The following is a 13,166-nucleotide window of genomic DNA, read 5'->3' on the forward strand; positions in this document are numbered from 1 at the left end:
GGATGGTTATAAGACTAATAGTAGTGCTTGGAGTACTCACCTTAGCCGGATGTGAAAAGCCACTAAGCTTGGCCCAAGTATGTAAAGAAACGCCCGGTTTTTGCAACGATCTAAATAAAGATAATCATTGTCGGGAGCAGCGTTCTAACACTATTTTGCAGCGTTATATTGAATATAAGCACCCAACTGATGAAAATAAATATCAGCTACTTAAAGAGTTTGAATCATATAATCAGTGTATTACGCTTGCAGCTAAAATTGAGCATATAAAATTAAAAGAAAAAAGACCTCTCGTGTAGAAGGTAAATTAACCAGTATTAAAGAAATGACGCGATTATATCAAGATACTAAAAGTACTAATCACCCAGGCTTACTTTACTATCATTGGTCGCGTAATAACGATCAGCGAGCACTGACTAAATTTTTAGCTTTGGAGCATGATGAAAGGGTGACAACAAGTGCTGAAATGCAACTTTTTTTGGCATCGTATTATATTAAATTTGATGATGATAAAACGATTGATTTGCTCTACAAAACATTAGAACTTAATAAAGCACAGCAAATACCTGATCCCGAGGTGTTTACCTCTTTGGTCAGTTTGTTTTATAAACAACAAAATTATAAACATGCCTATGTTTTTTCTAAAGTTGCGCAGATGTCGGGGATAGAAAACGTTGATATATTTGCTGTAGAGCAGCAATTGGCAAGCAGCAGAAAAAATCTTGATAGTTTAGATTCTTTAGCGCAACAAACTTTTCAGCAAATTCGCGCTGGTAAGTTTGTATCACCTAGGGAGTTTTAAGTAACCTAGGCGTAGTTAAATAAAACATTAATAATAAAAAAGGCAGCTTACGCTGCCTTTTTTATATTACTTTGCTTTACTTGTGCCCACTTCTACTCGGGTTTTAAGTTTTTGCCCAGGTCTAAAGGTCACCACGCGACGCGCCGAAATAGGAATATCTTCCCCTGTTTTCGGATTACGTCCCGGTCTTTCTTTTTTATCACGAAGATCAAAATTACCAAATCCAGAGAGCTTAATCTGCTCGCCTTTTTCAAGCGCTGAGCGGATTTCTTCAAAAAACGCTTCAACTAAATCTTTGGCATCTTTTTTATTGATCCCGAGTTTTTCAAATAGGTGTTCAGCTATGTCGGCTTTAGTAAGCGCCATATCTAGTCCCTCAACGATGCATTAAACTGTTCGGCCAGTGTGGCCACCACGTTATCAACTACTAGATTGATATCTTTCTCTTCGAGTGTTCTATCAACCGATTGCAGTGTTAGAGCAATCGCCAAACTCTTATAATTTGGCTCAATACCTTTGCCCTTATACACATCGAATAAGTTTAGGTCAACTAATTGATTTCCGCCAACTTTTTCTATCGCTGTTAAAATATCGCCAATATTTACGCTCTCTTGCACTAAAATCGCGATGTCGCGGCGATTTGAAGGGAATTTAGACACCCCTGCAACTTGCGGTAAATTTCTTTTTTCGATTGCCGACATTTCAATTTCAAACACGAAAGTAGCATTATTGATATCTAACGACTTTTGCGCTTGAGGGTGTAATGCACCAAAAAAACCAACCTTTTTACCAGCAACATAAATTACCGCTGATTGACCAGGATGCAAACCGTCTGACTGCTCTGCTTTAATTTCAAAGCGGCTCATATCATTGGTAATTGCCAGTAGTGCTTCCACGTCACCTTTCACATCGTAAAAATCGACGTTGCGTTTTTCTTCAACCCAATGTTCGCCATGCGCAAGACCGGTAATTACACCGCCAATTACTGGCACTTGGTTAACACCGTTTTCGGCATTTTCGTCACTTAAAAATTTAAGGCCGTGTTCAAATAGACGAATACGCGGTTGCTGACGATTTTGGTTATACGCTAGCGACGCCAATAAGCCAGGCATTAAGCTTACTCGCATTGCAGACATTTCAATTGAAATTGGGTGCGGTAATACTAGCGGCTGACTTTCTGGGTGCAAAATAGCTTGCGCTTTAGGGTCGACAAAACTGTACGTAATAGCCTCTTGATAACCACGGGCTACTAGCGTATTACGAAACTTGCTTAGTGCGATAGTCGCTTCGTTATGGGTAGTCATTTTAAGCTTAGCAGTCGGTGCAACATTAGGAATACTGTTGTAACCGTAAACACGCGCCACTTCTTCAATTAAATCTTCTTCAATACGCACATCAAAACGGTAACTAGGTACATCTGCACTCCAGCTGTCGTTTTCAACTTTTACGTTAAAACCTAAGCGAGTTAAAATATCAGTAACTTTCTCATCTTCAATATGATGGCCAATAACACGGTCTAAACGGCTACGACGTAAACGAACCTCAGTCACTTTAGGTAGTTTATCTGCGGCAACGGCTTCAACCACTGGGCCTGCTTCACCGCCTACTATTTCAAGTAGTAACGCTGTTGCACGCTCTATTGCATCATGCTGTAGCGCAAAATCAACACCACGCTCATAACGATGCGATGCATCTGTGTGTAAACCGTAGCTACGTGCTTGCCCAGCTATTGCTACAGGGTTAAAAAATGCGCTTTCAAGTAATATATCAGACGTTTTATTTGTAACACCCGATTGCTCGCCACCAAAAATACCCGCAATTGCTAGTGCTTTATTATGATCGGCTATCACTAATGTAGATTCGTTTAATTTAACGCTATTACCGTCAAGTAAAACTAGCTCTTCACCGGCGTTTGCACTACGTACTTTAATTCCACCTTCAATCGCATTTAAATCAAATGCATGCATTGGATGGCCAAGTTCAAGTAATACATAATTAGTAACATCAACTACTGGGTCGATTGAACGCACACCACTGCGACGTAGTTTTTCAACCATCCATAACGGCGTTGCTGTATCAAGGTTAATGCCTTTGATCACACGCCCAAGGTAGCGAGGACATGCATCTTCATTAACTAATTCAATCGATACTTTATCGTCAATTGTTGCTGTAACCGCTGGAATTTGTAATACGTTTACGTCAATGCTGTTAAGTACGCCCACTTCGCGCGCTAAGCCTTTTATACCTAAACAATCACCACGGTTTGGTGTTAAATCAACATCAATAATATTATCATCAAGACCTAGGTATTCACGTAAATCTGTACCTACTGGCGCATCGCTTGGCAATTCCATAATGCCATCGCCTTCTTCGCTAATACCTAGCTCAACAAAGGCACACAACATGCCATTTGAAGGTTGGCCACGTAACTTGGCTTTTTTAATTTTAAAATCACCAGGAAGCACTGCGCCAACAGTTGCAACCGCAACTTTAATGCCTAAACGACAGTTCGGTGCGCCACATACGATATCAAGTAGTTCATCACCACCGACATTAATTTTGGTAACGCGTAGCTTATCTGCATCAGGATGTTGTCCACATTCAACAACTTCACCTACCAATACACCATTAAATTTTGCTGCTGCAGGTGTTACGCCATCAACTTCTAGGCCAGCCATAGAAAGCTGTTCCGACAGAGCTTGCGTATCAATGGCTGGATTAACCCACTCTCTTAACCACTTTTCACTAAATTTCATATTATTGTTTCACTCTTAACGGAACTGGTTTAGGAATTTTAAGTCATTTTCAAAAAATGCACGTAAATCGTTTACGCCATAACGCAACATAGTTAAGCGCTCTACACCCATGCCAAAAGCAAAGCCGGTGTATTTTTCAGGATCAATGCCCACAGACTTAAGAACGTTAGGGTGTACCATGCCGCAGCCTAATACTTCTAGCCACTTGCCGTCTTTACCCATTACGTCTACTTCTGCTGAAGGTTCTGTAAAAGGGAAAAATGAAGGACGGAAACGAATTTCCATGTCTTCTTCAAAAAAGTTACGCAGGAAGTCGTGTAAAATACCTTTAAGTTCAGTAAAGCTCACATCTGTGTCGACCATTAAGCCTTCAACCTGATGAAACATAGGCGTGTGCGTTTGGTCATAATCGTTACGATATACACGTCCAGGAGAAATAATACGCAGCGGCGGTTGCTCAACTTCCATTGTACGTATTTGTACGCCACTCGTTTGCGTGCGCAATACCAGCTTAGGGTTGAAGTAAAAAGTGTCGTGATCAGCACGGGCTGGATGATGCTCAGGAATATTTAACGCATCAAAGTTATGAAAGTCATCTTCAACTTCAGGACCCGATTTAACTGCAAAGCCTAACTCACCAAAAAAGCTTTCTATGCGCTCAATGGTACGTGTAACCGGATGTAGGCCACCAGTAGGCATAACACGCCCAGGTAATGTTACATCGATAGTTTCAGCGGCTAGCTTTTCTTCTAGCGCTTTACTGGCTAACAGCTCACGTTTATCGTTTATAGCAGCTTGCACATCTTGTTTAGCTTGATTAATAACTTGGCCCGCTTCTTTACGCTCTTCAGGGGCAATTTTGCCTAACGTTTTAAGTAAGCTGGTGATCTCGCCTTTTTTGCCAAGATAATTAACCCGCATTTCTTCTAACTGCGCGATTTCACTGGCACTGGCTACCGCCTCAAGTGCTTGCGCTAATATATTTTCTAAGTTCATTGGATACCTGATCTTTCACAGAAGGTGATTGCTGTTAAGTAATAACTTATGATAACTGAAAGCAGTGCCTAGATTCTAGACCTACTAGAGCTTTAACGTTGATTTTATAAAAGGAATTGTTAATTTTCGTTGTGCGGCCATAGATGCATGATCTAATTTGTCTAATACGTCGAGTAATGTACGCATATCACGGCTTAAGCGCGTTAATAAAAATCGGGCGCATTCGTCACTTAGCTCTAAGCCACGCATTTTTGTGCGTTTAACTAAAGCTTGTGCTTTATCGTCATCGCTCATTGAGCGGATTTGTAGCGTAGTTCCCCATTTTAGCCGCGATTCTAAGTCTGGTAAGCTAATATTTAGCATGTCGGGGAGTAAGTCAGCGGTCACCACTAACATTTTTTTAGGCTCGTTAAAGCGATTAAAAAAATTAAATAAGGCCTTTTCCCACGCATCATCACCCGCTACCAAATGCACATCATCTATGCATAAAACATCAAGGGCTTCTAAGCCTTCTAATACCATAGGGCCAAAATCAATAACTTCTCGCATAGATAACAGCATATTTGATAAGCCGCGCTCTTGCGCTTGAATACACGTAGCGTACAAAAGGTGAGATTTCCCTGAATCGCCCAAACCACATAAATAAGTGTATTGAAAAGATTGCGACAATTTTGAAAAACTGTCTTTTAAATGACTTACTTCTAAAGAGTCCTCACCACCAAAGTACGAGGTAAAGGTTTCGTCATCGGGCAAAGTAACCGGCAATGCCATTTGCATTGGCTCATGAGTTAGCATTACTCACCAATCCATTGATACTCTAAACTGTTTTTATCAACAATATGATAAAAAGCACTTGGATCAACATAATCTCTAAACGCAGCATCAAGCCCTAATGCTTTTTTTAAATCAACCACACTACCCGTATGATTAAGTTTGAACTCAACTAAATCTGGGGTTTTTCGTATAATAGTAGCCTGAGTTACCACACTTAAATTTGATAACCGGCGTTTAGCCAACTCAATATCAACAAAGCTTTGCGTACCTTTTAGAGTTAAAGTTGCCGCTGCTTGCTCGTAATAAGCATTTGGATCAATTGCATATTCATTAGCTAGCCCTTTCGCTAACGTATCTATCATTTGCGCAACAACTTGTTGTTTATCACCCGTTAATCTATTTAATTCAAAAAGATCATCGTTAGTAAATCGCCAATCTAAAACCCAGTTTTCACTATCTGGTTGCTTATACATTCTGGCTGTAATACTGCGCTCAGCACTATAACGCTTAGAGGCCTCTTCTACTGGCTCTGAAAAGTTACCCCATACTTCAGGAATACCTACTAGACGTCTGTCTTGTAAATCAAGTAAAGGCACCACAACCGGTAAACCACGTCGCCCTGCTTTATCGTATATTAACTGTTCTAGTTGTGGGTAGCTTTCTTGAGTAACTAGCTCTCTGCGCCAGTTATCTTCAATTCCTAACCATATTGCAATTAATGGTCGTTGCACACCCCATAAGGGTAAACCGAGCTCTTTAATTAATGCATTAATTTTTCGCGCTTCAAATTTAACAACAAGTTTTAAGTTACCGGTTGTACTCTCGTCGTACTCAAACTTGAGCATGTAGTCTGAAATATCTTGAGTTTTTTGTTGCGCTAAGCTGTTTTGATCAGCACTTTCATCACCGCTGACTTTCACTAGAACATTCAGCAATGCTTTACGACTTGCTGCTAAACGCGTGTCTCGAGTTTTATCATCAACTTTTAAAATATCTTGATAAAGATCAGTTACTTCAACCGCTGATGCAGTAAAGCAAAATATAATTGATAAGGCACTTAATAATAATCTATACACAGGCTATTTGTTCTTAGTTTTAAACTGATTTGATCCTAAATCAAAGCAACCCACAAAGCAAAGTTATATTTTATTTGTAGGAAAAAGTGCTAGGTGCTAGGTGCTAGGTGCTAGCAGAGATTGCTGATGGGGTTATTTTTGTCTAACAATTTAATGTTTTTATACTAATCGCATAAAGTTAATGAGTAATTTAATATTAAATAACGAGCTCAATAACAAAGCGATAATTAGAATCGGAGTCTTTAATTAGACCTGGTAGTGTCTTAATGCCCACAGCAGTGGAGAGTCACAGTGCAAATACACCACACTCATTGACTCGTGATGATGTTTTTATGATTTGAATGTCGGTGCGCTACTTCGTAGCGACAACGCAGTAGAATGTCGTAGTGCCCACAGCGGTAGAAAGTCACAGTGTAAATACCCCACATTCATTGGCTAGTGGTGATGTTTTTATGATTTTTTATGATTTGAGTGTCGGGTGTCGCTACGCTCGCCCAACCTACGCGGGAGACTTGTGTACATTATACCAATTGCATTAATTAACTGCCCACTTTTATCCAGTCTCTAGAGCATAATCTTATCACTCTGGAGACATCAGATATAAAGCTATTCCAAGCTCGACTGCATTCATCAATAATATCTTCATAACCTTTAAAACATCTGTTCGCTAGTTCATTTTGCCTTAACCACTGCCAAACTTGTTCAATTGGGTTTAGCTCCGGTGAATAAGGCGGTAGCTTTATGATGGATAAGTTATCGAACTTATCCGTTAAATGATATTGATGCCAAGCGGCACCATCTACAACGATCACCCCATGGCGTCCCTCGGGTACTTTTTTTGATATCAAAGCGAGGTGTTTTTCCATCACATCCATATTCATACACGGTGCTATTAATGCTTCGGTATCACCTGTTGCAGGACAAACGGCACCAAACAGATAGGCATATTCAAACTGCTGCTGTTTGACGGCTCTTGGCCTTGTGCCTTTCTCTGCCCAGAGCCGTGTCGTCGTATTTTGCTGCCCAAATCGAGCTTCATCTTGGAACCATACATCTACATTTTTAAGGCTTATATTCCACGGGATCGTGCGGATCATTGTAATTTCGAATTTTTTTAAAAGTTTCTTGTACTTCATCGGACTGCTTAGGATGTCTTGAGCGACTAGTTATCCAGGAGAACCCAAGCTGGTGGAGTAGTCGATACACATTGAAAATAGAATAGTTTACCTTGAACTCTTGAGTAATATAGGTAGCGAGTGCTGCAGCGTTAAGTCTGCCACCATTTTCTTTAATGCTATTGTTGCGAACGTATTGGCTTAACTGATTAAGCTGTAATTGACTTAAGGCGCAAGGTCGACCTGTACGGGGTTTCTCTTTGAGTCCATCAAGGCCACCTTCATAAAATCTTTTAACCCAATCGTTAACACTACGGCGGCTAATGCGAAGATTTCTTGCTACTTGCGCTTTGTTAGCACCATCTTTAATATGAGAAAGCGCTATTAAACGAACGCGCATACGGCCGTTAGTTTCTTTGGCAATTAGTGTTTTAAAATCAATGTGGTCAAAAGGAGTCATTTGTAGAAATACTGATGTAAAAAAATAAATACAATTAGATCACAAATTTAATTAAAATGGTATTATTCACCCACATTTCACTTTTCTGCAGACGTAAAAAAGCCCGAATCGTTAAATTCGGGCTTTCTACAATTTGGAGCCTGGCAATGTCCTACTTTCACATAGCAAATGCTACACTATCATCGGCGCTGTTTCGTTTCACTACTGAGTTCGGCATGGGGTCAGGTGGGTCCAAAACGCTATGGTTACCAAGCAAATATGGTGCAAAGAATAAATGACAAGCACGTAGTGCTACCATTTTCTTTGCGCAAGGTGCCTCAATGTTAACGCTACGCGCTAAGAGTCACCTCTAAATTTGGAAAATATCTGATAATATTTTTTAAGTCTTTGCGTAAATATCTACTTTAGCAATATTAACTTCTTGCTTGAACTGTCACATAAAACGCGTTTGGCGTTGTATGGTTAAGCCTCACGGGTAATTAGTACAAGTTAGCTTAATGCCTCACAGCACTTCCACATCTTGCCTATCAACGTTGTAGTCTCCAACGGCCCTTCAGAGAGCTTATAGCTCTAGTGAGAAATCATCTCGAGGCCTGCTTCGCGCTTAGATGCTTTCAGCGCTTATCAGTTCCGAACGTAGCTACCGGGCAATGCCATTGGCATGACAACCCGAACACCAGCGGTTCGTTCACTCCGGTCCTCTCGTACTAGGAGCAACCCCTCTCAATTCTCAAACGCCCACGGCAGATAGGGACCGAACTGTCTCACGACGTTCTAAACCCAGCTCGCGTACCACTTTAAATGGCGAACAGCCATACCCTTGGGACCGACTTCAGCCCCAGGATGTGATGAGCCGACATCGAGGTGCCAAACACCGCCGTCGATATGAACTCTTGGGCGGTATCAGCCTGTTATCCCCGGAGTACCTTTTATCCGTTGAGCGATGGCCCTTCCATTCAGAACCACCGGATCACTATGACCTACTTTCGTACCTGCTCGACGTGTCTGTCTCGCAGTTAAGCTGGCTTCTACCATTACACTAACCGTACGATGTCCGACCGTACTTAGCCAACCTTCGTGCTCCTCCGTTACTCTTTAGGAGGAGACCGCCCCAGTCAAACTACCCACCAGGCACTGTCCGTAACCCCGATTCAGGGGCCAACGTTAGAACATCAAAACTACAAGGGTGGTATTTCAAGGTTGACTCCAACAAAACTAGCGTCTCATCTTCAAAGTCTCCCACCTATCCTACACATGTAGGTTCAATGTTCAGTGCCAAGCTGTAGTAAAGGTTCACGGGGTCTTTCCGTCTAGCCGCGGGTACACAGCATCTTCACTGCGATTTCAATTTCACTGAGTCTCGGGTGGAGACAGCGTGGCCATGGTTACACCATTCGTGCAGGTCGGAACTTACCCGACAAGGAATTTCGCTACCTTAGGACCGTTATAGTTACGGCCGCCGTTTACCGGGGCTTCGATCAAGAGCTTCTCCCTAAGGATAACCCCATCAATTAACCTTCCGGCACCGGGCAGGTGTCACACCGTATACGTCATCTTGCGATTTTGCACAGTGCTGTGTTTTTAATAAACAGTCCCAGCCACCTGGTCACTGCGGCTCCCGTCCGCTTAGAGAGCAAGTCTCATCACAGATAGGAGCGTACCTTCTCCCGAAGTTACGGTACGATTTTGCCTAGTTCCTTCACCCGAGTTCTCTCAAGCGCCTTAGTATTCTCTACCTGACCACCTGTGTCGGTTTGGGGTACGATTCCATATAATCTGAAGCTTAGAGGCTTTTCCTGGAAGTATGGCATCAGCAACTTCATCACCGTGGTGACTCGTCTCGTGTCTCAGGTTTAGTGTTCGTCCGGATTTACCTAAACAAACGCCCTACTCACTTTCACATGGACTACCAACGCCATGCTTGCTTAGCCTGCTCCGTCCCCCCATCGCAATTATATCGAGTACAGAAATATTAATCTGTTTCCCATCGACTACGCCTTTCGGCCTCGCCTTAGGGGTCGACTTACCCTACCCTGATTAACATGGGATAGGAACCCTTGGTCTTCCGGCGTGGGAGTTTTTCACTCCCATTATCGTTACTCATGTCAGCATTCGCACTTCTGATACCTCCAGCAACCCTCCCGGGTCACCTTCAACGGCTTACAGAACGCTCCCCTACCACTCATCCTAAGATGAATCCGCAGCTTCGGTGCATAGTTTAGCCCCGTTACATCTTCCGCGCAGACCGACTCGACCAGTGAGCTATTACGCTTTCTTTAAAGGATGGCTGCTTCTAAGCCAACCTCCTGGCTGTCTGGGCCTTTCCACATCGTTTCCCACTTAACTATGACTTTGGGACCTTAGCTGGCGGTCTGGGTTGTTTCCCTCTTCACGACGGACGTTAGCACCCGCCGTGTGTCTCCCGGATATTACTTTACGGTATTCGGAGTTTGCAAAGGGTTGGTAAGTCGGGATGACCCCCTAGCCTTAACAGTGCTCTACCCCCGTAAGTATTCGTCCGAGGCTCTACCTAAATAGATTTCGGGGAGAACCAGCTATCTCCCGGTTTGATTAGCCTTTCACTCCTAACCACAAGTCATCCCCTAACTTTTCAACGTTAGTGGGTTCGGTCCTCCAGTTGATGTTACTCAACCTTCAACCTGCTCATGGCTAGATCACCGGGTTTCGGGTCTATACCTTGCAACTATTCGCCCAGTTAAGACTCGGTTTCCCTACGGCTACCCTAATCGGTTAACCTCGCTACAAAATATAAGTCGCTGACCCATTATACAAAAGGTACGCAGTCACCCAACAAGTGGGCTCCTACTGCTTGTACGTACACGGTTTCAGGTTCTATTTCACTCCCCTCACAGGGGTTCTTTTCGCCTTTCCCTCACGGTACTGGTTCACTATCGGTCAGTTGGGAGTATTTAGCCTTAGATGATGGTCCACCTATATTCAGTCAAAGTTTCACGTGCTCCGACCTACTCGATTTCACTTAAAATGTCTTTTCATGTACGGGACTATCACCCTGTATCGTGGCGCTTTCCAGCAGCCTTCCATTAACACATAATAAGCTTAAGGGCTGTTCCGATTTCGCTCGCCGCTACTTTCGGAATCTCGGTTGATTTCTTTTCCTACGGGTACTTAGATGTTTCAGTTCTCCGCGTTCGCCTCGTTAACCTATGTATTCAGTTAACGATACCTGCAAGCAGGTGGGTTTCCCCATTCGGAAATCCTAGTCTCAAGTGCTTTTTACTAGCTTGACTAGGCTTATCGCAAGTTAATACGTCCTTCATCGCCTCCAACTGCCAAGGCATCCACCGTGTACGCTTAGTCACTTAACCATACAACCCAAACGGGTCTTTGTTGTGTGACAGTTTAACTTCGCCAGAAGTCAATATTGAATACTAAAGTAGATACCAATCAATCAACTCAAAGAGTTAATTAAATGGCACTGAATGGTACTGCTACCATTCTTTTTTTACTTTTGAAAACTCTTGATAAATAACAATGTTATTCATCAGAATTTTATTATCAGCTTTTCCAAATTTTTAAAGAGCATATTAATTAGTTATCCCGAAGGACAAGCACTAATTAACAATCATCTGTGTGGACACTACGAACAAATAAGTTCTAAATCGTATAAGGAGGTGATCCAGCCCCAGGTTCCCCTAGGGCTACCTTGTTACGACTTCACCCCAGTCATGAATCACTCCGTGGTAAACGTCCTCCCGAGGGTTAGACTATCTACTTCTGGAGCAACCCACTCCCATGGTGTGACGGGCGGTGTGTACAAGGCCCGGGAACGTATTCACCGCGTCATTCTGATACGCGATTACTAGCGATTCCGACTTCATGGAGTCGAGTTGCAGACTCCAATCCGGACTACGACGCACTTTAAGTGATTCGCTTACTCTCGCGAGTTCGCAGCACTCTGTATGCGCCATTGTAGCACGTGTGTAGCCCTACACGTAAGGGCCATGATGACTTGACGTCGTCCCCACCTTCCTCCGGTTTATCACCGGCAGTCTCCTTAGAGTTCTCAGCATTACCTGCTAGCAACTAAGGATAGGGGTTGCGCTCGTTGCGGGACTTAACCCAACATCTCACAACACGAGCTGACGACAGCCATGCAGCACCTGTATCAGAGTTCCCGAAGGCACCAAACCATCTCTGGTAAGTTCTCTGTATGTCAAGTGTAGGTAAGGTTCTTCGCGTTGCATCGAATTAAACCACATGCTCCACCGCTTGTGCGGGCCCCCGTCAATTCATTTGAGTTTTAACCTTGCGGCCGTACTCCCCAGGCGGTCTACTTAATGCGTTAGCTTTGAAAAACAGAACCGAGGCTCCGAGCTTCTAGTAGACATCGTTTACGGCGTGGACTACCGGGGTATCTAATCCCGTTTGCTCCCCACGCTTTCGTACATGAGCGTCAGTGTTGACCCAGGTGGCTGCCTTCGCCATCGGTATTCCTTCAGATCTCTACGCATTTCACCGCTACACCTGAAATTCTACCACCCTCTATCACACTCTAGTTTGCCAGTTCGAAATGCAGTTCCCAGGTTGAGCCCGGGGCTTTCACATCTCGCTTAACAAACCGCCTGCGTACGCTTTACGCCCAGTAATTCCGATTAACGCTCGCACCCTCCGTATTACCGCGGCTGCTGGCACGGAGTTAGCCGGTGCTTCTTCTGTCAGTAACGTCACAGCTAGCAGGTATTAACTACTAACCTTTCCTCCTGACTGAAAGTGCTTTACAACCCGAAGGCCTTCTTCACACACGCGGCATGGCTGCATCAGGCTTGCGCCCATTGTGCAATATTCCCCACTGCTGCCTCCCGTAGGAGTCTGGGCCGTGTCTCAGTCCCAGTGTGGCTGATCATCCTCTCAAACCAGCTAGGGATCGTCGCCTTGGTGAGCCATTACCTCACCAACTAGCTAATCCCACTTGGGCCAATCTAAAGGCGAGAGCCGAAGCCCCCTTTGGTCCGTAGACATTATGCGGTATTAGCAGTCGTTTCCAACTGTTGTCCCCCACCTCAAGGCATGTTCCCAAGCATTACTCACCCGTCCGCCGCTCGTCAGCAAAGTAGCAAGCTACTTTCTGTTACCGCTCGACTTGCATGTGTTAGGCCTGCCGCCAGCGTTCAATCTGAGCCATGATCAAACTCTTCAATTAAAAAG

The 13,166-nt window shown here is 43.6% G+C and carries 6 protein-coding genes, 3 rRNA genes and 1 pseudogene; 1 reads left to right on the top strand and 9 read right to left on the bottom strand.

Going from position 1 to position 13,166, the window contains the following annotated elements; all coding sequences use genetic code 11:
• The first annotated feature begins 2 nt into the window (after nucleotides 1-2).
• A pseudogene (locus CIK86_RS07835) lies at nucleotides 3-802 on the top strand (DUF2989 domain-containing protein).
• Nucleotides 803-868: 66 nt separating this feature from the next.
• On the opposite strand, the gene ihfA reads toward CIK86_RS07835, so the two are convergent.
• The 9 genes from ihfA to CIK86_RS07880 form a co-directional block, all read right to left on the bottom strand.
• Entirely contained in the window at nucleotides 869-1,168 is a 300-nt protein-coding gene (gene ihfA / locus CIK86_RS07840) for an integration host factor subunit alpha (RefSeq protein ID WP_011328574.1), read from the bottom strand.
• A gap of 2 nt (nucleotides 1,169-1,170) precedes the next feature.
• On the bottom strand, nucleotides 1,171-3,558 hold the full coding sequence (gene pheT / locus CIK86_RS07845; protein WP_086994471.1) for a phenylalanine--tRNA ligase subunit beta: 2,388 nt from the start codon (nucleotides 3,556-3,558) through the stop codon (nucleotides 1,171-1,173).
• A gap of 15 nt (nucleotides 3,559-3,573) precedes the next feature.
• Nucleotides 3,574-4,554 (bottom strand): phenylalanine--tRNA ligase subunit alpha, encoded by a 981-nt coding sequence (gene pheS, locus CIK86_RS07850; RefSeq protein WP_011328576.1) that lies wholly within the window; start codon nucleotides 4,552-4,554, stop codon nucleotides 3,574-3,576.
• 84 nt (nucleotides 4,555-4,638) lie between these two features.
• Nucleotides 4,639-5,349, bottom strand: a complete 711-nt coding sequence (gene hda / locus CIK86_RS07855) for a DnaA regulatory inactivator Hda (protein ID WP_172459224.1) — start codon at nucleotides 5,347-5,349, stop codon at nucleotides 4,639-4,641.
• The gene (locus CIK86_RS07860; RefSeq protein ID WP_011328578.1) at nucleotides 5,349-6,404 is read right to left on the bottom strand and encodes a DUF2066 domain-containing protein; all 1,056 of its coding nucleotides are present in this window, start codon (nucleotides 6,402-6,404) and stop codon (nucleotides 5,349-5,351) included. The genes hda and CIK86_RS07860 overlap by 1 nt, the downstream gene beginning before the upstream one ends.
• A gap of 539 nt (nucleotides 6,405-6,943) precedes the next feature.
• Nucleotides 6,944-7,979, bottom strand: a protein-coding gene (locus CIK86_RS07865) for an IS630 family transposase (protein WP_176359663.1) whose coding sequence is annotated in 2 segments (ribosomal slippage) — nucleotides 6,944-7,514 and nucleotides 7,513-7,979 — 1,038 coding nt in all. Because the reading frame shifts where the segments join, the coding sequence is not laid out codon by codon here.
• A gap of 138 nt (nucleotides 7,980-8,117) precedes the next feature.
• A 5S ribosomal RNA gene (rrf, locus tag CIK86_RS07870) occupies nucleotides 8,118-8,232 on the bottom strand.
• 205 nt (nucleotides 8,233-8,437) lie between these two features.
• Nucleotides 8,438-11,326: ribosomal RNA gene (locus CIK86_RS07875) — 23S ribosomal RNA — on the bottom strand.
• A 299-nt stretch (nucleotides 11,327-11,625) separates the two neighbouring features.
• Nucleotides 11,626-13,161 (bottom strand): 16S ribosomal RNA (locus tag CIK86_RS07880).
• Together the 16S, 23S and 5S rRNA genes form the textbook arrangement of a ribosomal RNA operon.
• Nucleotides 13,162-13,166: the final 5 nt, after the last annotated feature.

This window comes from Pseudoalteromonas sp. JB197 (assembly GCF_002332205.1).
GTDB classification, from domain to species: Bacteria; Pseudomonadota; Gammaproteobacteria; order Enterobacterales; family Alteromonadaceae; genus Pseudoalteromonas; species Pseudoalteromonas nigrifaciens.